This window comes from Winogradskyella ursingii (genome assembly GCF_013403975.1).
In the GTDB taxonomy this organism is placed as follows: Bacteria; Bacteroidota; Bacteroidia; order Flavobacteriales; family Flavobacteriaceae; genus Winogradskyella; species Winogradskyella ursingii.
In genome coordinates this window covers 25,203-49,707 of the sequence record NZ_JABFDH010000004.1, presented here as the reverse complement: position 1 = coordinate 49,707, position 24,505 = coordinate 25,203, and the positions used below count along the sequence as shown (strand labels likewise).

At 35.1% G+C, this 24,505-nt stretch carries 24 protein-coding genes; 13 read left to right on the top strand and 11 right to left on the bottom strand.

What is annotated here, in order from left to right; translation table 11 throughout:
* Window positions 1-14: 14 nt before the first annotated feature.
* The 5 genes from HM983_RS10565 to HM983_RS10545 all read right to left on the bottom strand — a co-directional run bounded on the left by HM983_RS10565 (window position 15) and on the right by HM983_RS10545 (window position 3,870).
* Window positions 15-740 (bottom strand): SDR family oxidoreductase, encoded by a 726-nt coding sequence (locus HM983_RS10565; protein WP_179345409.1) that lies wholly within the window; start codon window positions 738-740, stop codon window positions 15-17.
* Between the two features lie 188 nt (window positions 741-928).
* The gene (locus tag HM983_RS10560) at window positions 929-1,450 is read right to left on the bottom strand and encodes a DUF4136 domain-containing protein (protein WP_179345408.1); all 522 of its coding nucleotides are present in this window, start codon (window positions 1,448-1,450) and stop codon (window positions 929-931) included.
* Window positions 1,451-1,505: 55 nt separating this feature from the next.
* Window positions 1,506-2,504: a GTPase ObgE gene (obgE, locus tag HM983_RS10555; protein ID WP_179345407.1), complete on the bottom strand. Its 999-nt coding sequence runs from the start codon at window positions 2,502-2,504 to the stop codon at window positions 1,506-1,508.
* Window positions 2,505-2,548: 44 nt separating this feature from the next.
* On the bottom strand, window positions 2,549-2,758 hold the full coding sequence (locus HM983_RS10550) for a PLDc N-terminal domain-containing protein (protein ID WP_179345406.1): 210 nt from the start codon (window positions 2,756-2,758) through the stop codon (window positions 2,549-2,551).
* Window positions 2,759-2,760: 2 nt separating this feature from the next.
* Entirely contained in the window at window positions 2,761-3,870 is a 1,110-nt protein-coding gene (locus HM983_RS10545; protein WP_179345405.1) for an adenylate kinase, read from the bottom strand.
* Between the two features lie 167 nt (window positions 3,871-4,037).
* On the opposite strand from HM983_RS10545, the gene HM983_RS10540 reads away from it, so the two are divergent.
* From HM983_RS10540 to HM983_RS10520, 5 genes are all read left to right on the top strand, one after another.
* Window positions 4,038-5,195 (top strand): 5-(carboxyamino)imidazole ribonucleotide synthase, encoded by a 1,158-nt coding sequence (locus HM983_RS10540; protein WP_179345404.1) that lies wholly within the window; start codon window positions 4,038-4,040, stop codon window positions 5,193-5,195.
* 34 nt (window positions 5,196-5,229) lie between these two features.
* Complete coding sequence (gene purE, locus HM983_RS10535; protein ID WP_179345403.1) at window positions 5,230-5,709, top strand: 5-(carboxyamino)imidazole ribonucleotide mutase; 480 nt, start codon at window positions 5,230-5,232, stop codon at window positions 5,707-5,709.
* 167 nt (window positions 5,710-5,876) lie between these two features.
* The gene (locus HM983_RS10530; RefSeq protein WP_179345402.1) at window positions 5,877-7,913 is read left to right on the top strand and encodes a M3 family metallopeptidase; all 2,037 of its coding nucleotides are present in this window, start codon (window positions 5,877-5,879) and stop codon (window positions 7,911-7,913) included.
* A gap of 396 nt (window positions 7,914-8,309) precedes the next feature.
* Entirely contained in the window at window positions 8,310-8,864 is a 555-nt protein-coding gene (locus HM983_RS10525; RefSeq protein ID WP_179345401.1) for a sigma-70 family RNA polymerase sigma factor, read from the top strand.
* A 3-nt stretch (window positions 8,865-8,867) separates the two neighbouring features.
* Complete coding sequence (locus HM983_RS10520; protein WP_179345400.1) at window positions 8,868-9,119, top strand: hypothetical protein; 252 nt, start codon at window positions 8,868-8,870, stop codon at window positions 9,117-9,119.
* Here HM983_RS10520 and HM983_RS10515 read toward each other — a convergent pair.
* The gene (locus tag HM983_RS10515; RefSeq protein WP_179345399.1) at window positions 9,102-9,935 is read right to left on the bottom strand and encodes a UbiA prenyltransferase family protein; all 834 of its coding nucleotides are present in this window, start codon (window positions 9,933-9,935) and stop codon (window positions 9,102-9,104) included. The genes HM983_RS10520 and HM983_RS10515 overlap by 18 nt on opposite strands.
* 120 nt (window positions 9,936-10,055) lie before the next feature.
* Between HM983_RS10515 and gcvP the strand changes: the two genes are divergently transcribed.
* The 4 genes from gcvP (at window position 10,056) to HM983_RS10495 (ending at window position 15,596) form a co-directional block, all read left to right on the top strand.
* The gene (gene gcvP, locus HM983_RS10510) at window positions 10,056-12,905 is read left to right on the top strand and encodes an aminomethyl-transferring glycine dehydrogenase (protein WP_179345398.1); all 2,850 of its coding nucleotides are present in this window, start codon (window positions 10,056-10,058) and stop codon (window positions 12,903-12,905) included.
* A gap of 165 nt (window positions 12,906-13,070) precedes the next feature.
* Window positions 13,071-14,129 carry a 3-oxoacyl-ACP synthase III family protein gene (locus tag HM983_RS10505; protein ID WP_179345397.1) on the top strand — a complete coding sequence of 353 codons (1,059 nt, stop codon included), beginning with the start codon at window positions 13,071-13,073 and terminating at the stop codon, window positions 14,127-14,129.
* A gap of 30 nt (window positions 14,130-14,159) precedes the next feature.
* Complete coding sequence (locus tag HM983_RS10500; RefSeq protein WP_179345396.1) at window positions 14,160-14,702, top strand: methyltransferase domain-containing protein; 543 nt, start codon at window positions 14,160-14,162, stop codon at window positions 14,700-14,702.
* A gap of 45 nt (window positions 14,703-14,747) precedes the next feature.
* The gene (locus HM983_RS10495; protein WP_179345395.1) at window positions 14,748-15,596 is read left to right on the top strand and encodes a glycosyltransferase; all 849 of its coding nucleotides are present in this window, start codon (window positions 14,748-14,750) and stop codon (window positions 15,594-15,596) included.
* On the opposite strand, the gene pafA is transcribed toward HM983_RS10495, so the two are convergent.
* Window positions 15,593-17,260, bottom strand: coding sequence for an alkaline phosphatase PafA (gene pafA / locus HM983_RS10490; protein WP_179345394.1), 1,668 nt, complete (start codon window positions 17,258-17,260; stop codon window positions 15,593-15,595). The two genes, HM983_RS10495 and pafA, sit on opposite strands and share 4 nt — an antisense overlap.
* A 113-nt stretch (window positions 17,261-17,373) precedes the next feature.
* On the opposite strand from pafA, the gene HM983_RS10485 reads away from it, so the two are divergent.
* Both HM983_RS10485 and HM983_RS10480 read left to right on the top strand, forming a co-directional pair.
* Entirely contained in the window at window positions 17,374-18,111 is a 738-nt protein-coding gene (locus HM983_RS10485) for an MlaE family ABC transporter permease (protein WP_179345393.1), read from the top strand.
* Window positions 18,111-18,878: an ABC transporter ATP-binding protein gene (locus tag HM983_RS10480; protein ID WP_179345392.1), complete on the top strand. Its 768-nt coding sequence runs from the start codon at window positions 18,111-18,113 to the stop codon at window positions 18,876-18,878. Before HM983_RS10485 ends, HM983_RS10480 begins: the two co-directional genes overlap by 1 nt.
* Before the next feature lie 2 nt (window positions 18,879-18,880).
* Here the strand turns inward: HM983_RS10480 and HM983_RS10475 are convergent, their stop codons facing one another.
* Genes HM983_RS10475 through HM983_RS10465 form a run of 3 tightly spaced genes read right to left on the bottom strand, consistent with a single transcriptional unit; the run spans window position 18,881 to window position 22,054 of the window.
* On the bottom strand, window positions 18,881-20,356 hold the full coding sequence (locus HM983_RS10475) for a DUF389 domain-containing protein (RefSeq protein WP_179345391.1): 1,476 nt from the start codon (window positions 20,354-20,356) through the stop codon (window positions 18,881-18,883).
* Between the two features lies 1 nt (window position 20,357).
* Window positions 20,358-21,446, bottom strand: a complete 1,089-nt coding sequence (locus HM983_RS10470; protein WP_246277506.1) for a mannose-1-phosphate guanylyltransferase — start codon at window positions 21,444-21,446, stop codon at window positions 20,358-20,360.
* An 11-nt stretch (window positions 21,447-21,457) separates the two neighbouring features.
* Window positions 21,458-22,054 (bottom strand): SprT-like domain-containing protein, encoded by a 597-nt coding sequence (locus tag HM983_RS10465; protein WP_179345390.1) that lies wholly within the window; start codon window positions 22,052-22,054, stop codon window positions 21,458-21,460.
* A gap of 197 nt (window positions 22,055-22,251) precedes the next feature.
* Between HM983_RS10465 and HM983_RS10460 the strand changes: the two genes are divergently transcribed.
* Together HM983_RS10460 and HM983_RS10455 are read left to right on the top strand one after the other, a co-directional pair.
* A complete protein-coding gene (locus HM983_RS10460; RefSeq protein ID WP_179345389.1) occupies window positions 22,252-23,142 on the top strand; it encodes a DnaJ C-terminal domain-containing protein in 891 nt (296 codons plus the stop codon).
* Window positions 23,143-23,144: 2 nt separating this feature from the next.
* Entirely contained in the window at window positions 23,145-23,441 is a 297-nt protein-coding gene (locus tag HM983_RS10455; RefSeq protein WP_179345388.1) for a chaperone modulator CbpM, read from the top strand.
* Here HM983_RS10455 and HM983_RS10450 read toward each other — a convergent pair.
* Entirely contained in the window at window positions 23,438-24,505 is a 1,068-nt protein-coding gene (locus tag HM983_RS10450) for a serine hydrolase domain-containing protein (RefSeq protein ID WP_179345387.1), read from the bottom strand. The genes HM983_RS10455 and HM983_RS10450 overlap by 4 nt on opposite strands.

Here is a 24,505-nt window from a genome sequence, read left to right as displayed (position 1 = left end):
ATAAATGAGTTTTTTTATTTGCTAGGTGGAGTTGTTGGCCTAACCTCAATTTTACTAGGCAACGTTCTCGGATTCATTTTTAACAAGTCTACAACCAACTCTCCAATATCTTCAATTTGAATTTTCCATGCTCCTTCGTCACTTGGTTCATTACCATTAAAATGTGTTGAAACCGAACCTGGCATAATAGTACTAACTTTTACTCCATATTGTCTCAAATCCAGCATCACAGCTTGAGTAAAGCCTGTAACACCAAATTTACTTGCATTGTAGGCTGAACCTCCTGCAAAGAAATTAGTTCCTGCTAAACTCGAAATGGTGATGTAATATCCTTTTGATTTTTTAAGCGCGTCCACACTGGCCTTTATAGAATTAAAAACACCTGTTAAGTTTGTATCAATAACATCGCTCCATTGTTCTGAAGTAAGTTCTTCAATGCTTCCAAAATGACCTAAGCCGGCGTTAGCTATTACAATATCTAATTGTCCAAAGGTTTTTACCGCTTGGTCAACTGCATCTTTTTGATTGTCTAAAAATCTAACATCGGCCTGTATTCCAATGACCGCGCCTGTAGTATTGGTTTTTGAGGCTAAATCTTTAGCCGCTTTATCCGCCGAATGCCTGTCGCGACTTGTTATCACTACTTTTAATCCTTGATTGAGTAGTGCTTCTGCCACGCCATATCCTATACCTTTTGTACCACCAGTTATAAGTGCTACTTTTCCTTTTAAATTTTCCATAATTTCTTTTTGGTTTCTTTCAAATTTACGAAACCGCAGATGGAATTTGAAGTTTAAAATGTTAGGGAAATGATAAAATTAAGACAGAATTTAGTAATTCTGCTTTCCGATAATAAACTTTGTAATTCCTACATAGACAAGAATCTATTATTCAAAAGATATTAGGCATCGAGTACGTTATGGCAAAATTACTTCTCAGGAGGGTAACCTTCAAATATCTTTTTTACTAAAGCATCAAAATAAGCTTGACGGTTTTCCGGACTAGCGTTTTGATTGTACCTACTTTCACTTACGGCCTGCCAAAATAGTTTTTCGCCTTGCTGTTTATCTACAAAATCAATCACAATTTCACGGGAGTATTGACTTCCACCCAATGGAATTCCGACAGAAACACCTCCACCAACACTTCTACCTGTTCCACCAACTCCCACTCCAACATTGCTATTATTTCTATTTTGTAAATCTTGACTTTGAATATCAATGTAAAAATCTGGATTATCACTTAGCGTTAATCCCATATTTTCCAATTCAGAATCGATAGCGCGTATTAACCGTTTATTGTCCAAACCGCTTAAGCCGGTTTGCATATCAGAAAAGTAATTATAGGTTTTGTATTGGTTAAAATCTGTAGATTTTTCATAGTCGTAGTTGACTACAGTTCCGCACGAAGTAAGCAATAGTGCTGCAATTAAAAATTTGAGGATTTTCATATCTTTTTATTTTAAAGATACGAAAATTGAAAAAAATGATTGATTCGATGACCTGTTAATCATTCAACATTTTCCAAAGCTTATCTTTCAATTCAGTCAAGCCTTGTTGAGCAACAGATGAAATAAACATGTAATTGGCATCAAGGTTTTTATCAAGAATTGCAGACATTTCAGATTTTAATTCTGTATCGAGCATATCTGATTTTGAGATACAAACAAAACGTTCTTTATCTAACATTTCAGGATTGTAACGCCTCAATTCATCCAAAAGAATTTCATACTGTTCAACAATATCCTTTGCATCTGCAGGTATTAAAAATAGTAGAATTGAATTACGCTCAATATGCCTTAAAAAATAATAACCTAAGCCTTTACCCTCGGCAGCACCTTCAATTATCCCAGGAATATCTGCCATAACAAACGATTGAAAATCGCGATATTGCACAATACCTAAATTTGGTTTTAAAGTTGTGAATTCATAGTCAGCGATTTTAGGTTTCGCTGATGTTAAAACAGATAATAAGGTAGATTTTCCAGCATTTGGAAATCCAACCAAACCAACGTCTGCGAGCACTTTAAGCTCTAAGGTAATATGTCGCTCCTCATGAGGAATACCAGGCTGGGCATAGCGTGGAGTCTGATTCACGGAACTTTTAAAATGCCAATTGCCACGACCTCCCATACCACCTTCGGCTATAATTTTTTCTTCTCCATCTTCAGTAATTTCGAAAAGAATTTCGTTCGACTCAGTATCGCGTACAACTGTTCCTAATGGTACCTCTACAATAGCATCTTCTCCGTCTGCCCCTGTGCTTCTGCCAGAACTGCCGTGTTCACCGTGACCTGCTCTAATATGCCTTTTAAATTTAAGGTGAATTAATGTCCAAAGATTGGAATTTCCTTTAATAATTACATGACCTCCACGACCACCATCTCCGCCATCTGGACCACCCTTTGCAATATATTTTTCGCGATGTAAGTGTGTAGAACCCTTACCTCCATTACCGGAAGTGACGTGCATTTTTACGTAGTCTACAAAGTTGCCTTCAGTCATAGTTATTTCCCATTAAAGTGGGAACCTCGTTTATTAATTAAATCCTATCTAAGACGTTTAGAACGTCCCATAACAAAATATAAAATTGAACCTAATATCGGTAAGAACAGCACCACTAACACCCAAATTAGTTTATCGTTGTCTTTAAATCTATTTTTTAGAATGCTTATTAATGCAATAAAGGGTAATACTATTCCAAAAATGATTAAAACTGCCCAAACCACTAATATCAGTTCTGGTCCGATAAAATCCATTGTTAGAGTTTATCAATTACTTGGCTTAATCGCTCGGTAATTTCTTCGATGCTACCAACACCATTAACTCCATAATATTTATTCTGTGCTGCGTAATAATCCTTTAAAATAGCAGTTTTTGCGTAATATTCCTTAATTCTGTTTCTAATAATACTTTCGTCTGCGTCATCTGGTCTTCCGCTTGTTTTACCTCTTTCGAGCAATCGATTGACCAATACTTCATCATCAACCTCTAATGCTACCATGGCATTAATTTGCGAATCTTTACTGTCCATTAATTCGTCCAATGCCTTAGCTTGTGCATTAGTTCTTGGGAAACCATCGAAAATAAATCCCTTAGCGTCAGTATTTTTTTCAACCTCTTTGTTCAACATATCTATAGTGACTTGATCTGGCACTAATTCACCTTTGTCCATGTAAGATTTGGCCAACATACCTAAAGCGGTCTCATTTTTTATATTAAATCTAAACACGTCTCCAGTTGAGATATGCACTAAATCGTACTTTTCTTTTAAAAAATTAGCTTGTGTTCCTTTGCCTGCTCCTGGAGGGCCAAATAGGACCAAATTAGTCATGTGTTGTGTGGTTTTAAGTTGATATACATCTGGCAAATCCCTTCCCAAACCATCGTAATCAAGACCGTAGCCGACGATGAATTTATTGGGAATTTCAATTCCAACATAATGAAGTTTAAAGTCTTTGTCATAAGCTTCGGGTTTGTAGAACAGTGTAGCTATAATCAGCTCTTTGACATTTTCATTTTTAAAAATACGATGTACTTCTTCCAATGTCTTCCCCGAATCTATAATGTCTTCTAAAATAACAACGGTTCGCCCAGTTAAATCCTGAGTCAACCCAATCAATCGCTGAATATCCTCTGTGGATTTCACACCCTCATAAGAGGCTAGTTTAATAAAGGTTACTTCACAAGGCTTAGGATATTTCTTCACAAAATCGCTCACGAACATAAAAGAGCCATTTAAAATACCAACAAAAACAGGCATTTCGTCATCTAAATCCGTAGCAATTTCTTGTACCATTTTTTCCACGGCAGCATGAATTTCCTGCTCAGAAATAAAAGGTTTGAAATAAAGATCGTGAAGCTTTAGCACGCTGAAATTATTTTAGAGTTGCAAAGATACATATTTGATTGACGTTTGACTATTTTTTGATTTACCATTTTATAAGTATATACCTTATTTAGTGTATTTTTGTGTCTCAAAGCTGATTAATTTAACCTTAAAAAAAATTCCTTTTTTTAAAGGAACAACTGAAATTGATGAACTATTTTTCTTCCAATTTTAAGCTCGGCATTCTTGGTGGCGGCCAACTTGGCAAAATGTTGTTATATGATACTCGTAAATATGATATTTACACCTGCGTGTTAGATCCAAGTGAAGAAGCTCCTTCTCGTATGGCCTGTAACGAATTTACAGTTGGCGATTTAATGGATTACAATACAGTCCTAAATTTTGGAAAACAAGTTGACGTATTGACCTTTGAAATTGAAAATGTCAATGTTGATGCGTTAGAAACTCTTGAGGATGAAGGCGTAAAAGTATTTCCATCTTCTAAGACGTTGCGTACAATTCAAAATAAAGGCACACAAAAATTATTTTACAGAGACAACAAAATTCCTACAGCCGATTTTTCTCGTTTTGCACATACATCCGAAATTAAAGATGCTATAAAAAACGGAGGATTGAAACTCCCGTTTGTATGGAAGAGCGCAAGATTTGGGTACGATGGCCAAGGTGTTAAAGTTGTTAGAACGCTTGATGATTTAAACGAATTACCTAACGTAGAATGTATAGCAGAAAATTTAATTCCGTTTAAAAATGAATTGGCCGTCATTGTAGCTAGAAACGAAAAAGGAGATGTTAGGACCTATCCTGTGGTTGAAATGGAATTTCATCCTGAAGCCAACCAAGTAGAATATGTCATTTGCCCAGCAAGAATTACAGAAGACGTTTCAAAAAAAGCAGAACTTGTTGCTTTGAGAACGGCAAATGCCTTTAAACACGTCGGCTTATTGGCGGTTGAAATGTTTCAAACTAAAGATGATGAGATCATTGTAAATGAATCTGCGCCCAGACCTCATAATTCTGGTCATTACAGTATTGAGGCCAGTTACACTTCGCAATTTGAGCAGCATTTAAGATGCATACTAAATTTACCTTTAGGAAATACGGATAGTAAGGTCGCTGGAGTAATGGTAAATTTGGTAGGTGCTGACAACCATACAGGTAATGTGGTCTATAAAAATATTGAAGAGATCATGGCCATGGAGGGAGTAACACCGCATATTTATGGTAAAAAACAGACAAGGCCATTTCGAAAAATGGGGCATGTCACAATTGTGAATAAAGATGTATCAAAAGCCCGCGAAATTGCTGAGAAAGTAAAACAAAATATAGAAGTTATTAGTGAAAAATAACAAGTTGAAATTTGAATTTCAAAATTAAAACAAAATGAGTAAAGTAGCCGTAATAATGGGAAGCAAAAGCGATTTGCCGGTAATGCAAGACGCTATAGATATTTTAAAAGGTTTTGATATTGAAGTCGAAGTAGATATCGTTTCGGCACATCGTACACCAGAAAAATTATTTGACTTTGGGAAGAACGCCCACACAAGAGATATAAAAGTTATTATCGCTGGCGCAGGAGGTGCAGCGCATCTGCCAGGTATGGTGGCCTCTTTATCGCCTTTACCTGTAATTGGTGTTCCTGTAAAAAGCAGCAACTCCATTGATGGTTGGGATTCGGTTTTATCTATTTTACAAATGCCAGGAGGAGTCCCAGTTGCTACGGTAGCTTTGAACGGAGCTAAAAATGCTGGAATTTTGGCAGCTCAAATTTTAGGTAGCTCAGACCAATGCGTTCTTGATAAAATTATGATTTATAAAGAAGGATTAAAATCCAAAGTAATTGATTCCGCTAAAAATCTATAAAAAAAGCCTCAATACTTTCGTATCAAGGCCTTTAGCTATTAATCAATTTCTCAATATCATCAAATGCTATTAAGATTCTGCAAAGGTACTTATCAAGTCTTACTTCATCATCTTAAATTTAGTTAAAATTCAGATTTCCAATTAATTAATAGGAAAAATAACATAACATGAACATTTTAAATCAACGTTTCAATACCCAATATAATACAGCTCCTTTTACTAAAATCAAGACAGAAGATTTTCTGCCTGCCTTTATAGCAAGCATTGATAAAACAAAAGCGGAGATTGATACTATAGTGAACAATTCTGAGGATCCTAATTTTTCAAACACTATAGAAGCATTGGAATATTCTGGAGAGGAACTGGATAGAATCTCAAGTATTTTCTTCAATTTGAACTCTGCTGAAACCAACGATGAAATTCAAAAAATCGCTCAAGAGGTCTCTCCATTATTATCTGATTTTAGTAATGACATTACATTGAATGAAGATTTATTCAAACGAGTAAAATCCGTTTACGACAATAAATCAAATCTCAATTTGTCTACGGAACAAGCTACCTTACTAGATAAGAAATACAAAGGTTTTTCAAGAAATGGAGCAAATCTCTCAGATGATAAAAAGATAAAATTACGTGCTATTGACAAAGAATTGAGTCAATTAAAATTAAAGTTTGGAGAACATATTTTAGCCGAAACCAATAAATTTGAAATGCACCTTACCGATGAAAACGATCTCTCAGGTTTGCCAGATGGTGCAAAAGAAGCGGCCAAACAATTAGCCGAAAGCAAAAATAAAGACGGATGGCTCATCACGTTAGATTATCCAAGTTATATCCCATTTATGACCTATGCAGATCGTCGGGAATTGCGTGAAGATCTGTCCAGAGCTTTTGGGAGCAAAGGGTTTCACAATGATGAATTAGACAATCAAGAAATCGTTTTAAAAATCGCCAATCTTCGTTTTCAACGTGCGCAACTATTAGGCTACAAGACACATGCTCATTTTGTATTGGAAGAACGTATGGCAGAAACTCCAGAGACTGTTAATACATTTTTAAATGAGCTTTTGGATAAAGCTAAGCCAGCTGCTTTAGCCGAATTTAACAATCTCGAAAAATTTGCAAAAGAATTAGATGGTATCGACCAACTCCAAAAATGGGATTCTGCTTATTACTCCGAAAAATTGAAGCAGAAATTATTTGATTTGGATGACGAAAAACTGAAACCATATTTTAAACTAGAAAATGTAATCGATGGAGCTTTTTTGGTGGCCAACAAATTATTCGGTTTGCAATTTGAAGAAATCAATACAATTGATAAATACCATAAAGACGTACTTACTTATAAGGTTACGGATGCTGATGGTGAAATGGTATCCATCTTTTATGCAGATTTTTTCCCGCGATCTGGAAAACGTAACGGAGCTTGGATGACGAGCTATAAAACTCAAATGATTAAAAACGAAAACAATGAACGTCCACACGTATCAATAGTATGCAACTTTACAAAACCAACCAAAAGCAAGCCTTCACTTTTAACTTTTAATGAGGTCACAACCTTATTTCACGAATTTGGGCATGCTCTACATGGTATGTTGGCAAATACAACTTATCCGAGTTTATCAGGAACAAGCGTTTATTGGGACTTTGTTGAATTACCTAGTCAGGTTTTAGAAAACTGGTGTTACGAAAAAGAATCACTAGAATTATTTGCTAAACATTACGAAACAGGTGAAGTAATTCCGATGGAATATATTGAAAAAATAAAAGCTTCAGCCACTTTCCATGAAGGCATGCAAACGCTGAGACAGATTAGTTTTGGATTATTAGATATGAGCTGGCATGGCATTGACCCTTCTGACATCAAAGTGGTAAAAGCACATGAGCTTAAAGCTTTTGAAGACACCAAACTTTACCCAGATGTTATAGAAAATTGTATGAGTACCTCATTTGCTCATATTTTTCAAGGAGGTTATTCTTCAGGCTATTATAGTTATAAATGGGCAGAAGTTTTAGATGCCGATGCTTTTGAATATTTTAAGGAAGAAGGTATTTTCAATAAAACGGTTGCTGAGAAATTCAAGACGTTTGTTCTCTCACAAGGAGGTACAGAAAATCCGATGGTATTGTACAAAAAATTTAGAGGAAAAGAACCTGAGCCAGAAGCTTTGCTGCGACGTGCGGGATTAATTAAAAAAAGCTGATTTATTGTAGCGACTAAGGCTTTATAGAATCTTTAATCAGGATATTCATAATGTAACTATTGGAGGCTCGATAAATTAGTAAAACATTAAATAGAACATAGTAGAATTAGCCTAAATAAACTTAAAAATCTCTGATGCTTTTTTAGAGGTGCACTTTTATTTTGTATGTTTCATTCATTACAACCGGTTTCTTTTATAGAAATTGATGAACTGCAAAAGTTTATTAAAAAAAGCTTTTACGTTTTCACGGCTCTATGTAACCTTTACCTGCTAGGTTTCACTTCAAAAACCTCGGGCACTAGATCATCAACAAAGATAAAGGGCCACAGCTGTTAATATTGTTTCGGTAATTTCAAAATTTTTATCCTACTTTTGAAAAAAGCAATGCAACCCTAAATGCCAAACCATCTAATAAATCCTAATAATTGGATAAAAGCATATTCCGATTATCTCTTTAATTACACCATAACACGCGTTAACGACAGGGTTATTGCACAAGATTTGGTGTCTGAGACTTTTTTGGCCGGTCTCAAATCCATGAAAAATTTTAAAGGAGAAGCGAGCGAACGTACATGGCTTATTTCGATTCTAAAACGTAAAATCATTGATCACTATCGTAAAATAAATTCAAAAAAAGGAAAAGCAGAGGTCAGAATGAGCTACAACACAGGCAATGAAGACGAAGGTGATTGGATGGAAGAACGTATTGCAGATCCCTTTGATAAAACAGCACAGGACACAATGGAAAACTCGGAATTAGGAGATGCCATTTATGATTGTCTAGCAAAATTGCCTGAGAAACAAGCCGAGGTTTTTAAAATGAAAACTATTTTAAATTACGAAACGGAAACTATTTGTAATGAATTGGATATTACTGCGTCTAATCTATGGGTAATTATCCATAGAGCGCGTACTGCACTTGCAGAATGCATGAAAGAAAATTGGTTCTAAATTATGAGTAAATTGAAAATAAGTTGTCGCGAAGCTAACCATGTTTGCGACAAAAATCAGTATAGAGAAGCTACCTTTTGGGAAAAAGTGAAGCTCAATATACACTTAATTTACTGTGGTATTTGCAGAAAGTATTCTGCAAAAAACAATAAGCTGAGTAAACTCTTCAAAACCAGTAACGTTGAAGCTATGGATTATAAATCTAAAGAAAAGCTAAAATCCGCTTTTGATCGAGAATTAGCTAAGCACCAATAAGATTGCGAGCCAAATAATGGGTATACCTTCAACCCAAAATGCACTGTAATATTCCGACTGTTTCTTATTGGAGCCTATTAAAAATAGCAGTGTTACAAGTGTAATAATTAAGGTCGATACAATTGATTTCCAATTTAATTCATTCTTAAAATATTCCAACAAAAAAAACACAATCAATAATAATACACCTATTATTTTAGTCTTTTTCACACCTATTTTCTGAGGTATAGTAGCAAGCTTAAGGCTATCGTAATTTAAATCCCTTATTTCAAAAGGTAACATTAAAACCAGAACGAGACAAAAGCGTTGTATACATGTAATTATGACATCGTTGTCAAATCTATATTCATTGTTGATTAGGGGCAAACCCACAGATGAGAATGTCCAAACAGCAGCTATGACATAGACCTTTATACCACTTATCTGTCTTAGATTTTGGTGTTCATCATATATGTATTTTTTCGGAATTAGTGGAATTGCATATAAAAATGTAACGAATCCCAGAACACCGACCACTATTAGCGTATCAACCTTTAGCTGTAATGCATAATAACACATTGCTACGAAAGAAAAAAGCGAAAACAACTGTATCACCTGCAGCCATCGCGCTAAACTACGGTGATGAAATTTCGCCAAACCAAAATATTTGACAAAATTATAGCCAGTTATTGAGGCAAAAAACACAAAAAGGAGACAGTTTTCATCGTACGGTAAATCAAATTGAATGAGCGTTACCCAAGTCAGCGCATAACTCGCCAGAGCCACATGTATACTACTGGTAAGATAAAAGTTGAAAATACGTGTTAAGATCTTCATATCGTAAAAATAACGAAAGTGTTAATAAACCCAACTTTCGGTTAAAAACTTTCATTTTCCTTAACTAAATAAAACGTTGTATTCCGTATTTTTGCAAAACAAAATAAACACGATTTTTTAATGGATACAACCTCTTTTGCACTCAGACATATCGGACCTAGTCCACAGGAACAAAAAGCCATGCTTGATACTATTGGTGTCACCAGTATTGAACAGTTGGTTTCAGAAACTATCCCTGCGGATATTAGGTTAAAAAAAGACTTGGACTTAGAGCCAGCTATGAGTGAGCAAGAGTATTTAGAACATATTTACAAACTTTCTCAACATAACAAAATCTATAAATCCTATATTGGTTTGGGCTACCATCCCTGTAATATGCCAGCCGTTATTCAACGAAATATTTTAGAAAATCCAGGATGGTACACCGCATACACACCTTATCAAGCCGAAATTGCTCAAGGACGCTTAGAAGCCTTGTTGAACTTTCAAACTATGGTAATGGATTTAACAGGAATGGAAATGGCCAATGCTTCTCTTTTGGACGAAAGTACTGCTGCTGCCGAAGCCATGAGCTTACTATTTTCAGTTAGGGAACGTGACCAAAAGAAAAACAATATCAACAAATTTTTTGTATCAGATGCTGTTTTGCCACAAACAATAGATTTATTAGAAACGAGAGCCAATCCTATTGGTATTGAATTAGTTATAGGAAATGAAGCCGAATTTAACTTATCGGACGAATTTTTTGGTGCTTTATTACAATATCCTGGTAAAAATGGACAGATAACAGACATTAAATCGTTTATTGAAAAAGCCAATGCGGTGAATATAAAAGTTGCAGTTGCCGCAGATATTTTAAGTTTGGTAAAACTTGAAGCACCTGGCAAATTTGGAGCAGATGTAGTTGTTGGCACAACACAACGTTTCGGAATTCCAATGGGATATGGTGGTCCACATGCTGCTTATTTTGCAACTAAAGAAGCTTACAAACGTGACGTGCCTGGCAGAATAATAGGTGTCACTAAAGATGCAGATGGCAATAGAGCTTTACGAATGGCATTGCAAACAAGAGAGCAGCACATTAAAAGAGATAAAGCAACTTCTAATATTTGTACTGCTCAGGTTTTATTGGCTGTTATGGCTGGTATGTATGCCGTGTATCATGGGCCTAAAGGTTTATCTTTTATTGCTAATAAGGTAAAAAATTCTGCTACAACTTTAGCGCAGGCGTTAGAAGACTTAGGCTTGGAACAAGTGAACTCGCATTATTTCGATACCATACAAGTTAAAGCTGATGCAGTAAAAACTAAATATGAAGCTGATAAAAAGGAAATAAACTTTCATTATCCAGATACAAATACAGTTACCATTGCACTAAATGAAACCACAACTATTTCAGACATTAATGATATAATTTCTGTTTTTGAAAAAGTGACAGGAAATACTACAGACGAAATTGAAACCTTATCTGAATCGGAAACGATACAAAATGAATTAAAACGCCAAACAGAATTTTTGACGTTAGAAATTTTTAATTGCTACCATTCCGAAACAGAATTGATGCGCTACATCAAACGTCTAGAACGTAAGGATTTGGCACTCAACCATTCTATGATTTCACTAGGCTCTTGCACCATGAAATTAAATGCGGCAGCCGAAATGTTGCCTTTGAGCTACAGTAGTTGGGGAAACATGCATCCGTTTGCACCTGTTGATCAAGCCATTGGCTACAAGTTAATGCTTAATGCACTTGAAAATCAGTTAACAGAAATTACTGGCTTTGCAGCCACGTCTTTACAACCTAACTCAGGAGCGCAAGGTGAATTTGCTGGTTTAATGGTTATTAAAGCTTACCATGAATCTCGTGGTGACCATCACAGAAATATTTGTTTAATTCCTTCTTCTGCACACGGTACCAATCCTGCAAGTGCCGTTATGGCCGGAATGAAAGTTGTGGTAACTAAAGCTTCTGAAGATGGAAACATAGATGTAGAAGATTTAAAGGAAAAAGCCGAAAAACATAAAGATAACCTTTCGGCATTAATGGTTACCTACCCTTCTACTCACGGTGTTTACGAATCGGCTATTAGAGAAATTACTCAAGTCATTCACGATAATGGCGGACAGGTTTATATGGATGGCGCGAACATGAATGCTCAAGTCGGACTGACAAACCCTGGTAATATTGGCGCGGATGTCTGTCACCTTAACCTTCACAAAACATTTGCCATTCCCCATGGAGGTGGTGGACCTGGAGTAGGACCAATTTGTGTAGCTGAGCAGTTAGTACCATTTTTACCTGGAAATCCAATTATAAAAACTGGTGGACATCAGGCTATTTCGGCAATATCTGCTGCACCATTCGGCTCATCCTTGGCATGTATCATATCCTATGGATACATTAAAATGCTGGGTTCAAAAGGGTTAAAAAAAGCAACAGAAACTGCCATTTTAAATGCCAATTATATTAAAGAACGTTTAGAAGGATTTTACCCTACACTTTATACAGGAGAAAACGGACGCGCTGCACACGAAATGATTATAGACTGTCGTGATTTTAAAAACAATGGCATTGAAGTTGTTGACATTGCCAAACGTTTAATGGATTATGGTTTTCACGCTCCAACCGTATCATTCCCAGTTGCAGGTACTATGATGATTGAGCCTACCGAAAGTGAAAGCAAAGCTGAAATGGACCGTTTTTGTGATGCGATGATTTCCATAAAAAATGAAATCGATGCAGCTTCAAAAGAAGAACCAAACAATGTATTGAAAAACGCACCACACACAATGGAAATGCTTACATTAGATGAGTGGACACTACCCTATTCACGAGAGGCAGCTGCTTTTCCTTTGGATTATGTAAAAAATAACAAGTTTTGGCCAAGCGTCAGACGAGTTGATGATGCTTATGGCGACAGAAACTTAATTTGTAGTTGCGCTCCTATAGAGGCATATGCCGATGCATAGAATAAATTGCTGAAGACATATTTTTTCAGACTATTTTAATCGATTGAAATAAATTGTAGGTGTTTATTGAGAAATTCCTAAAAATTAGAGTTTTCAATGCTCAGTATGTAGAAAACTCTATTTAATTAATTAGATTAGCAAAATTTGAATTGAGATAACATAACTATGGGTATTAGAGTCACAGGAACGGGAAGTTATATACCAAGCAATGTCGAAAAAAATGAGGATTTCTACAATCACGAATTTTTAAACGCAGATGGCACTTCGATTAACAGTCCAAATGAAGTTATTGTAGAAAAATTTAAAGCCATAACTGGTATACACGAGCGACGCTATATTAAATCGGAATTAAATAATTCTGACATAGCATTTTTTGCTGCTCAAAAAGCCATTGAAGATGCTAACATTGACAAAGAGAGCCTAGATTATATCATCGTTGCACATAATTATGGCGATATCAAACAAAACACCGAACAGAGTGATACTGTTCCCAGCATTGCATCCAGAGTAAAACATCTTCTTAAAATTGAAAACCCAAAATGTGTGGGCTATGACCTTCTATTTGGTTGTCCAGGATGGGTGGAAGGTATCATTCAAGCAAAAGCATTTATAAGTTCTGGTATTGCCAAGAAATGTTTGGTTATCGGTTCTGAAACTTTATCGCGTGTTATTGACAAGCACGATAGAGATTCTATGATATACAGTGATGGTGCAGGCGCAGTTGTAATTGAAGAAAAGGATGAAGAAGGTGGTATTTTAGCCCATGAAACCGCAACCTATGCTCTAGATGAAGCTCATTTTATTTACTTCGGAGAAACCAATCATCCTAATGTAAGCGATAAGCGCAGGTACATAAAAATGTATGGTCGTAAAATCTATGAATTTGCCCTAACAAATGTGCCACTAGCCATTAAATCTACTATAGAAAAGGCTGGTGTTTCAATAAATGACGTCAAAAAAATATTGATTCATCAAGCAAATGAAAAAATGGATGAGGCCATTGTAAAACGTTTATATAAGCTTCACAAGCTACCGATGCCAGAAGGTATAATGCCAATGACCATTAATCACTTAGGAAATTCCAGTGTCGCAACAATCCCTACTTTGTATGATATGATTTTAAAAGGACAACTTAAAAATCAAAGCATCAACAAAGGTGATATTATCGTGTTTGCTAGTGTAGGCGCTGGTATGAATATTAATGCGATCGTATATCAATCTTAAAATCAATTTCCGATGTGTCGGTAACTGAATATGTACGAAAAAACATATCCAAATAAAAGATTTAAACATACGATTCAATTTTTGAAAAAACACATCAGCACGTCTGAATCAATTTTAGATCTCGGAGTTAACAATCCATTATCAGAATTAATGATTTCTGAAAACTATGATGTTACGAACACTTTTGGAGAAGATTTGGATGAAGATAGAACAGCAATTGAAAACTCTTCAGCCGATGTAGTAACAGCATTTGAAATTTTTGAACATCTTTTATCTCCTTACGAAGTATTAAAATCCATCAAAGCCAACAAGATAGTAATTAGTGTGCCGCTTCGACTTTGGTTTTCATCAGCTTACCGAAGTGAAACAGATGTGCGCGACAGGCATTTTCACGAATTTGAGGATTGGCAGTTTGATTGGTTATTGGAAAAAACAGGTTGGAAAATATTAGATAGAGAAAAGTGGACAAATCCTGTAGCTAAATTAGGTTTAAGACCGATTTTAAGAAGTTTTGTTCCCAGATATTATATTGTTTATGCCGAAAAGTCTGGAAATTCAAAAAACTATATTTAAAACTCCAATATGCTTTTGTTAGTTTTGAGGAATCAACATTAAGACTTGAATTTCCATATCATCATACCAGCACATAATGAAGAAGATTACATCGATAAAACTTTAGAATCGTTGGTAAATCAGACTTTACTGCCAAAACAGATTGTGGTAGTTAATGACAACTCAACAGATAATACAAAAGGCATTGTCAAAAAATATGTTTCAAAATTTACGTTTGTACATTTAGTAAACGTTCAATCTTCAACAAAACATTTGCCTGGCAGTAAAATAGTTAATGCATTTTATAAGGGTTTTGACAAAATAGATGTCAACTACGACATCATCTGTAAATTTGATGCAGACCTTATCTTTCCACCCAATTATTTAGAACAACTTTCACTTCATTTTAACTCGAATGAAAGGTTAGGTATGGCTTCCGGTTTCTGTTACATTGAAAAAAACGATGATTGGATCTTAGAAGACCTTACAAATAAAGACCATATTAGAGGTGCTCTAAAAGCCTATAGAAAAGCGTGTTTTCGTCAAATAGGAAAATTAAAACCATCCATGGGCTGGGACACAGTAGATGAACTTTTGGCTAAATATCATGGTTGGGACATTAAAACTGATGAATCGCTCCACGTAAAACATCTAAAACCCACTGGCCTATTCTACAATAAAGCTTCAAAACATCTTCAAGGAGAAGCGATGTACAAAATGCGTTATGGTTTTTGGATTACCTTAATTTCAGCTTTAAAACTGGCTTATAAAAAAGGAAGATTAAAATTATTAAGAGATTACATGAGTGGCTACTTTAAGGCCCAATCTCATAATCTTGAATTTTTAGTCTCAAAAGACGAAGGTAAATTTATCAGAAATTTACGCTGGAAAGGCATTAGGAAAAAATTCTTTTAATCTAACACAAATCCCAAAGGTTGACCTGTTGAGCTATTTGGAAAACTAATTCCTAACAATGCAGACATTGTGGGAGCAATATCGGGAATTACAGTTTTATCATATGTTTCGCCATGCTTAATACCTTTCCCAAAAAACAATAGCGGTACATGCGTGTCGTGATTTAAACCACTACCATGCGTAGAACCTGTTTTTCCGTATGAAATATAATCTGGATCTGGTACCAAAATGATATCTCCCGATCGTTTTTGATTATAGCCATTTTGAAGCAATTGTTCAATACCAGTAGTAAAATCCGTAGTCACCATAGTATGCGCAGAATACACTTTGTAAACGTGGTCATATTTAATTAGTTCATTTACCATTTTCTCGGTAAGAGCGTTAATGTTTAAACCTAAACTATCAACCTTATTTCTGTTTAAAAAGATTTGGTCATTACTTACATTTTCAACCAAATCAGAATTTTCAAAAGTGCTTAAAAGGTATTCGTCAAATCGCGTCTTTGTTGCTCTGTTATTTAAGTAACCCGCTGGTATTTTCAGGCTTCTTAAATAAGCTGGCACATCAATGGCTCCATGGTCTGAAGTAAGAAAAACAGTATACTCGCCTTTACCAACGGTCTCATCGAGATATTTAAATAAGCGCTCTAAATCCTTGTCCAATCTTATGTAGGTGTCTTCAACTTCTTTAGAATTTACACCAAAATTATGACCCACATAATCCGTGCTAGAAAAACTAACAGCCAACACATCCGTAATATCATCCTGTCCCAAATCTTCGCCTTTAATGGCAGCCATGGCAAAGTCTGCCGTGAGACTATTTCCGTAAGGTGTAGCCTTTAGAATTTCGAAGCCTCTATTAGTTTCTTTGAGTTGTTTTAAATCGTAAGGAAAGGTAGCCTTTTCTTTTCCGTTAAATCCACCTTCAAACGTGTTGTCGTCTGCTCCACTTTCGTTGTATGTTGAAATGTCATGAAATGTATCCCAAACTTTAAAATAAGATTCAGCCGTATCAGAATTATTAAAATCAGTTACCCATTTTGGCAAGTCATTTCTGTAAAATGAACTCGTAATCCAAACGCCTTCATCCCTTCCATGAAACCAATAGGCTGCATTTGCAGTATGACCTGCTGGTAAGATTGCTCCTCTATCTTTTAAAGAAACACCAATGGTTTTTCCTTGCATTTGTGTAAACAATCTGTTTTCGTCTCCAAACGTAGTGGTCTGCATACGATGCGGTGACATTTTACCTGCAACGTGCTCTGTACCAACGGAATTAACATTGTCATCACCTGCACAGTAAACAGACTCTTTAATTTCTTTATCATACCAATTGTTTCCAATGATGCCATGATATTTGGGTGTTGTGCCTGTATAGATTGATGCATGTCCTGGCCCTGTATAAGTTGGCACGTAATTAAAGTGATTGTTCTTGCAATTGAATCCTTCTCGTATCATTCGCTTAAATCCGCCCTCTCCGAATTTAGAATTGAATCGTGTTAGGTAATCATAACGCATTTGATCTACTACTATTCCTACAACCAATTTTGGTTTTCCAGTAACACCATTAACTACTTCTTTTTTTGAAGTTTCCGTTTTAACATTTTGGGAACCGCAAGACATAGATAGCGTAAAAATTGAAATAAGAACAAGTAATCTTTTCATAGAATAAATGAATTTCCGTTGCTGTTCAAAAATACGACTTTTAGAATATCTTAATTTAAATTAACATTAATAAACTAATCATTTTTTATACTTTTACATTAATAAAATCCTGCATGACGTACCTTCATAATATTGGCGCTTACTTTATAATGATTAAGGATATTTTTCGCAAACCGACTAAATGGTCTGTGATGAAAACCTTAATCTTAAAGGATATCGACGACTTAATTATTGGCTCTTTGGGTATTGTTGCCTTTATTGCGTTTTTTGTTGGTGGTGTTGTTGCAATACAGACTTCATTAAATATTAGCAATCCTCTAATTCCAAAATATTTGGTTGGGTTTGCTACTCGACAATCCATTGTCCTAGAATTTGCCCCAACCTTTATATCAATTATTATGGCTGGTAAAGTAGGCTCTTTTATTACATCCAGTATCGGTACCATGCGAGTTACAGAACAAATTGACGCTTTAGAGGTGATGGGAATCAACGCTATTAACTATTTAGTTTTTCCTAAATTTATAGCACTTGCTCTCTATCCTTTTGTTATTTCCATCGCTATGTTTTTAGGCATTTTAGGTGGATTGGTCGCCTGTGTCTATGGTGGTTATGGCACTTATGAAAATTATATTGAAGGTGTACAGACTGATTTCATTGTATTTCATATGATTTACGCCTTTATCAAAACCATGGTATTCGCTTTTGTACTTGCCACAATTCCTTCTTTTTACGGTTATTTTATGAAAGGCGGTGCTTTGGAGGTCGGTAAAGCTAGTACTACCTCTTTTGTCTGGACAAGTGTGGTGATTATACTTCTCAATTTTTTACTAACCAGTTTACTTTTAGGCTAATGATTGAAGTTAAAAACATACATAAGTCTTTTGGCGATGCTCATATTCTAAAAGGGATTTCTACAACTTTTGAAAAAGGTAAAACAAACCTAATCATTGGGCAAAGTGGGTCTGGTAAAACTGTATTTTTAAAATGCTTATTAGGTCTTTTTAATTTTGAAAAAGGTTCTATTTCTTATGAAGGAAAGGATTTTAATGAATTAAGTACAGATGCAAGAGCGGATTTGAGAGCTGAAATGGGAATGGTATTTCAGGGTAGTGCACTTTTTGATTCCATGACTATTTTGGAAAACGTAATGTTTCCTTTGCGGATGTTTACTAGACAGAGTAAAAGCGAGATGAAAGATCGTGCAGATTTTGTTTTGAACCGTGTTAACCTGTCTGACGCTCACAACAAAATGCCTAGTGAAGCTTCTGGAGGGATGCAAAAACGCGTGGCCATTGCACGAGCTATTGTAAATAAGCCTAAGTACTTGTTTTGTGATGAACCAAATTCTGGCCTTGATCCAAAAACAGCTATGGTCATTGACAATTTAATTCAAGAAATAACGAATGAATTCGATATCACTACAGTGATCAACACACACGATATGAACTCCGTAATGGAAATTGGCGAAAAAATACTTTTTCTCAAAGATGGGTTGAAAGAATGGGAAGGCTCAAAGGAAAACATTTTTAAAACCGATAACGAAGCAGTTACCAACTTTGTTTATTCGTCAGAACTATTCAAGAAAGTACGGAAAATGTATATAGAAGGAGACCAATAATTTTATTGCTTTACTCTTAAATCTAGTGTATCCAGGTTCAACCTTTTCTTTAAGAACAACTCTATCTTTTTATTATCTCTTTGTCGCATCTCATTATTTGTCAAAGAATCCACCCATTTCACAGTGAACACTTTGAGGGTATCAACAGAGTTCATATTTGAGCTGATTTCATTCGAAAATGCAACCATTTCTAAATTTTCATAATTGATTTTCAGTTCTTCTATCAAATCTTTAAATGGTATCTGATCTCTTTCCAAATAAGATAAATCCTTAACTTTACCTTCCAAAAATGCTATCTTTTCCTGTTGACTCATGAGCTCTAAAGAATCCCGTGAGCGCAGCTCTTCCATATATCGAATATTGTCAAGATTCTTTACTCTGTTCTGATTGAAAATTAACTGACTTCCTTTTAATGCTCCATAATCGTTCATTCTACTGCGCAATAAATTTATGGAGGACTCGGAAACTTCATCCAAGCCGAATGTGTTTATCACTATTTCAGAGTTGCCATCTGGATTGTACTCAGAATAGGCATTGTTTTTGATGTATTCCGCATGAGGAAGTGCATCCAATTCATTTTCAACAAATTGGTTGGCATCCCTTTTAAAATTACTCTCTTGTAATACGTTAACAAATGTCCATATAGCAGGTGCCATAACAAGAATGGCAATAACTGAAGCCACTTGCGCGATGCGTTTACGCTTTTTGGAATTTGCATATTTGAGCATTGGAAAACGCAACAACTTTAATACTAAAAAGGTAGCTAAAGCAATAAAAATTGTATTGATAGTAAATAGGTACATCGCTCCAACAAAATCGTCCCAATTATGAGCCAAACCGTATCCTGCAGTACATAAAGGAGGCATGAGTGCTGTAGCGATGGCCACACCAAAAATTACAGAGGCAATGGTTCCTTTTTTTGTCCTAGCAATGATCAATGCCAAACCACCAAAAAATGCAATAAGAACGTCCCTTAAATCTGGTTTGGTACGACCAAAAAGTTCGGTTGTTCTAATATCTGCTGTCGGAAAAAACTTAAAAAACAAAAACGCTGTTAGCAAACTAAGGACAATCATTATCGCCAAATTAATTAACGACCGTTTTAATGTATCTATATCATTAATTGCTATGGATAGACCCAAACCCAAGATTGGACCCATTAATGGTGAAATAAGCATCGCACCGATGACTACAGCAGGTGAGTCCGCATTTAAACCAACAGAGGCTACAAAAATGGAACAAATTAAAATCCATGCCGTAGCTCCTTTAAACGGAATATCTGCCTTGATCGCAGCAATTGTTGCATCACGATCGGTATCATGTTTAAAGTCAAAAATTTCGTTCAGAAATGACTTAAAACTTTCAAATAAACCTTTGGCATCTTTTCTGACCGCTTCCTTTTTTTCTTCAACAATTTTATCCTTATCGATTTCTTGTTGATTACTTTCAGAAAAATTGAATTTATTTTCTTCACTCATATTATCCGTAATGTTCTCCAAACTTGGACTTTACATCTTGAAGCACTTTTTTTATATTCTGCTCCTTTACCTTAGGAAAGATAAGCAAAACTTCGTCTTTATCTACAATAATATAATCTTCCAAACCATCGACAACTACTACCTTACCTTTCTTGGATCTAATCATATTTCCAGATGCGTCCTGTAATAGTGTCTGAGCATTTACAATGGCATTTTTATGCTCATCCTTATCTAGTTTATCATACAAACTTCCCCAAGTACCTAAATCATTCCAATCGAATGTAGCAGGAATCACATAAACATTTTTAGATGATTCCATAATCGCATAATCCACAGAAATATTGTTGGCCTTCACATAATTTTGAAGAATGAACTGCTCCTCTCGCTCAGTATTATAATCGTTGATACCACTAGAGAATAATTGAAAGAGTTCAGTTTGGTTGTTCCTAAAAGCCTCTACTACACTTTTTACGCTCCACATAAAAATGCCTGCATTCCAAAGAAAATTACCCTTTTCAATGAATGTTTTTGCAGTCTCGTAATCCGGTTTTTCCCTGAATTGGGTTACGGATTTAATTTCGTCCGAAGTAGATTTATCATATTCAATATAACCATAACCCGTATTTGCAAATGATGGTGTAATGCCCAAAGTCATAAGTGCATCATTAGTCTTACAGAAATCAAATGCTTTCTCCACATCTTCTGCAAATGCGTCTTCATCCTCAATCCAATGGTCGCTAGGAGCTACGATCATCAAAGCATTTTCATTTTCTTTCTGAATTTTTAGCGATGCATACAAAATGCAAGGTGCCGTATTACGCATAGCTGGCTCCAATACAACTTGTCTTTTTGTTACAGATGGCAACTGCTCAAATACCAAATCGTTATAGCGTTCATTAGTTAAAATAAATATATTTTCTTCTGGAATTAAACGTGCCAAACGTTTAAAGGTTTTTTGGATCAATGTATCTCCTGTACCCAACATGTCATGAAACTGTTTTGGAAAATCTTGGGTACTGACTGGCCAAAATCTCGAACCAACTCCACCTGCCATTAAAATGGCGTAATAATTTGAATTTTTACTCTTCATAATTAATTATCTTAATCTAAAACTTTTACTTCTGCATTGGGATTAAAAAGATACAATTTGCCAGAAATTACTTCAACACATTCATAGCGCTTTCTTCGTTTTTGACCTTTTTTAAAAATCTTACCATTATACAATTTAAAATCTGTGCCCAAAGGTACCTCAAATACATAAGTTTTGTCGTTAGGTGGGTTGAATTGTTTTAGCGCCAATGCCAAATCGACGTCTGTATCGCTAGAAGCTTTTGGGTTTTTAAAATGCTTGGCTAATAGCGGTAATAATTCATTTGGAAAAACATCTGGTCGTAAAAACGGCAACATTAAATGCTGAAAGATTTGCTTCCATTCTTTGCCGTGCGGCTTAATTGATCTGCCATGTTTTGTATAGGCTTCAAAATGAGCAATTTCATGAATTAGCGTAATTAAAAATCGGTAAGGATTAAGATTGGAGTTAATGGTAATCTGATGCTTTCCGTCCGGTAATTGACGATAATCCCCATGTCGGGTTTTACGCTCGTTTTTAACCTTAACAGTAAGATTATCAACAGCTAATAATTCCTTTACCATAGAAATAGATTGATTTGGTATAAATTTTAACAGCGTTGTAATCATCGCAGCAAAAATAAAAGATTATAGTTTCATTTTCCTTCTAAAACAAACAAAATATCAGAAATTACAGACTCAGCAAAATCCCGAATATAATATATGTGTAATTGCTTCGAAATAGCAAATCTTAATTTTTATTGGGCTTGATATTCACTCAAAAAACTTTTAACTTAGCGAGAGCTGCATTAAAACATTAATCATTTATGGCATTTATTGACTATTACGACATTTTAGGAATCGATAAAAATGCTTCAAAAGCTGAAATAAAAAAATCCTACAGAAAGCTCGCAAGGAAATACCATCCCGATTTAAACCCTAACGATAAAGAAGCTGAAATTAAATTTAAGCAGATCAATGAAGCCCATGAAGTACTGGGCAATGATGAAAAAAGGAAAAAATATGACCAATATGGTGAAAATTGGCAGCATGGTGAAGCCTATGAGCAGGCTCAAAAACAGCAAAGACAATCTTACCAAAACTATCAGAGAACATCTGATTTTGAAGGTTTTGGAGAAAGTGAATATTCAGATTTTTTTGAGTCTATGTTTGGAGGTGGATTTTCGCAAAGAGGTTCTAACGTAAAGTACCGCGGACAAGATTTTAACGCACAATTAAAACTCAATTTACGAGATGTCTATACCTCACAAAAACAGATACTTACTGTAAACGGAAAAAACATTAGATTAACTATACCCGCAGGTGTATCCGACGGACAAGTAATAAAAATAAAGGGTAAAGGTGGTCCAGGAGTAAATGGAGGACCTAATGGTGACTTATTGATTGAATTTAAAATTGTAAACAACACACAATTTAGACGAGATGGCTCCGATTTACACAGTACTGTAAATCTTGATTTATATGAAGCAATTTTGGGAGGCAGCAAAACTGTAGATACATTTGATGGCAAAGTTAAACTGAATATTAAACCGCTGACTCAAAACGATACCAAAGTAAAACTAAAAGGCAAAGGATTTCCAAAATACAAACAAGAAGGAGCATTTGGAAATTTGTATATTAAGTATAAAGTTGAGCTTCCAAAAAAACTCAGCCAAAAGGAAAAAGAGCTGTTTGAAGAATTAGCAAAACTAAAATAGAGATGACGAAGCCGAATTATATAACCTTACCAAAATTATGTACCCATTATCAATTAGAAATGTCTTTTTTTAATGAGCTAAACGATTATGGTCTAATAGAAACAATAACAGTAGAAGAAGACATTTGCGTTCATGCCGATCACATAGGTAGTATTGAAAAAATAATTCGTTTGCATCAGGATCTCAATCTTAATTTTGAAGGTATTGATACGGTCTTTAATTTATTAGAAAAAATCGATGAATTACAGGAAGAATTAATTTCTACCAAGAATAAGCTGAAACGGTATGAAGATATTTAATCAGACGTTTGCGAAGCCCAAACCAATGAAATCATATCGTAAAAATTGCCTTGATGAAATTTATATGCGTTCTCAGTATCAACTCTATGTACCAAAACTAAGTTAGATCCAGGATAAACACCTAACATATGTACTGCATTTCCAGTGTGAAAAAATGATTTGGATGTTCTATTTTCGGTTGGAATCAACACATTCCATAACATACCATATCCAATTCCATAAGCCTCATTTGTAATGGAATAAGGTTGAGTAGAAACTTCAATCCACTGCTCAGGAATAATTTGAATACCGTTCCATTTTCCTTTGTTTAAATATAGTTGACCATACAAAGCCAAATCCTTTACAGATAATCTGAGATGATAAGCGGGATACTTAGATTTGTCATCTTCATATTGATAAAAGCCATCCACATCTGGAATTTCCCAATTGTCATCTGGATTTTTTACGGTTATGTAATTATTGGAATATGTCATTCCCAGAGGTTGGGCAATGTGCTGATAAAACAAATCAAAAATTGTTTTACCTGTTTGCTTTTCTAAAATAAAACCGAGTGTATTAAAGTCCCAATTATTATAATAAAAATTTTCATTTGGTAAGTGAGTACCTCTTTCTGGCATATCTGCTAGCATACCTTCTGACACAGCTGCAGCACTATGATAAATACCTGATCTTGATTTTAGTAAATTAGCGATGGTGGCCGTTTTCTCCACTTTGCTTAGAGAATAAATATCATCTATTTGGAGCTCTCCAAGAGTCATTGTAGTATCTATAGTCCCATTAGAAACATAAATACCATACAGGGAATTTAATATGGCTTTTCTAATGGAATGTATAAGAATCTTTTTTTCGGTATTTCCCCAATCATAAATCACCTTTCCATCAACTAGAATCATTAAAGATTGAGATCCAGAATTCTGCAAGTAATTACCTAATGAATCTAACTTTGTTTGGGAAAATCCTTTCTCTGCTGGATTAACTTTAACAAAGAATTTTTCTTTCTCTGAACAACCCGACCCAATTAACATTATAAATATAACTATCAGAAATGGTAAGTTTTTAATCAT

Bases quoted from the DNA above. Each gene is read 5' to 3' on its own strand.
- HM983_RS10565 (WP_179345409.1), bottom strand. From the start codon at position 740: ATGGAAAATTTAAAAGGAAAAGTAGCACTTATAACTGGTGGTACAAAA.
- HM983_RS10560 (WP_179345408.1), bottom strand. From the start codon at position 1,450: ATGAAAATCCTCAAATTTTTAATTGCAGCACTATTGCTTACTTCGTGC.
- obgE (WP_179345407.1), bottom strand. From the start codon at position 2,504: ATGACTGAAGGCAACTTTGTAGACTACGTAAAAATGCACGTCACTTCC.
- HM983_RS10550 (WP_179345406.1), bottom strand. From the start codon at position 2,758: ATGGATTTTATCGGACCAGAACTGATATTAGTGGTTTGGGCAGTTTTA.
- HM983_RS10540 (WP_179345404.1), top strand. From the start codon at position 4,038: ATGAACTATTTTTCTTCCAATTTTAAGCTCGGCATTCTTGGTGGCGGC.
- purE (WP_179345403.1), top strand. From the start codon at position 5,230: ATGAGTAAAGTAGCCGTAATAATGGGAAGCAAAAGCGATTTGCCGGTA.
- HM983_RS10530 (WP_179345402.1), top strand. From the start codon at position 5,877: ATGAACATTTTAAATCAACGTTTCAATACCCAATATAATACAGCTCCT.
- HM983_RS10525 (WP_179345401.1), top strand. From the start codon at position 8,310: ATGCCAAACCATCTAATAAATCCTAATAATTGGATAAAAGCATATTCC.
- HM983_RS10520 (WP_179345400.1), top strand. From the start codon at position 8,868: ATGAGTAAATTGAAAATAAGTTGTCGCGAAGCTAACCATGTTTGCGAC.
- HM983_RS10515 (WP_179345399.1), bottom strand. From the start codon at position 9,935: ATGAAGATCTTAACACGTATTTTCAACTTTTATCTTACCAGTAGTATA.
- gcvP (WP_179345398.1), top strand. From the start codon at position 10,056: ATGGATACAACCTCTTTTGCACTCAGACATATCGGACCTAGTCCACAG.
- HM983_RS10505 (WP_179345397.1), top strand. From the start codon at position 13,071: ATGGGTATTAGAGTCACAGGAACGGGAAGTTATATACCAAGCAATGTC.
- HM983_RS10500 (WP_179345396.1), top strand. From the start codon at position 14,160: ATGTACGAAAAAACATATCCAAATAAAAGATTTAAACATACGATTCAA.
- pafA (WP_179345394.1), bottom strand. From the start codon at position 17,260: ATGAAAAGATTACTTGTTCTTATTTCAATTTTTACGCTATCTATGTCT.
- HM983_RS10485 (WP_179345393.1), top strand. From the start codon at position 17,374: ATGACGTACCTTCATAATATTGGCGCTTACTTTATAATGATTAAGGAT.
- HM983_RS10480 (WP_179345392.1), top strand. From the start codon at position 18,111: ATGATTGAAGTTAAAAACATACATAAGTCTTTTGGCGATGCTCATATT.
- HM983_RS10475 (WP_179345391.1), bottom strand. From the start codon at position 20,356: ATGAGTGAAGAAAATAAATTCAATTTTTCTGAAAGTAATCAACAAGAA.
- HM983_RS10470 (WP_246277506.1), bottom strand. From the start codon at position 21,446: ATGAAGAGTAAAAATTCAAATTATTACGCCATTTTAATGGCAGGTGGA.
- HM983_RS10465 (WP_179345390.1), bottom strand. From the start codon at position 22,054: ATGATTACAACGCTGTTAAAATTTATACCAAATCAATCTATTTCTATG.
- HM983_RS10460 (WP_179345389.1), top strand. From the start codon at position 22,252: ATGGCATTTATTGACTATTACGACATTTTAGGAATCGATAAAAATGCT.
- HM983_RS10455 (WP_179345388.1), top strand. From the start codon at position 23,145: ATGACGAAGCCGAATTATATAACCTTACCAAAATTATGTACCCATTAT.
- HM983_RS10450 (WP_179345387.1), bottom strand. From the start codon at position 24,505: ATGATTAAAAACTTACCATTTCTGATAGTTATATTTATAATGTTAATT.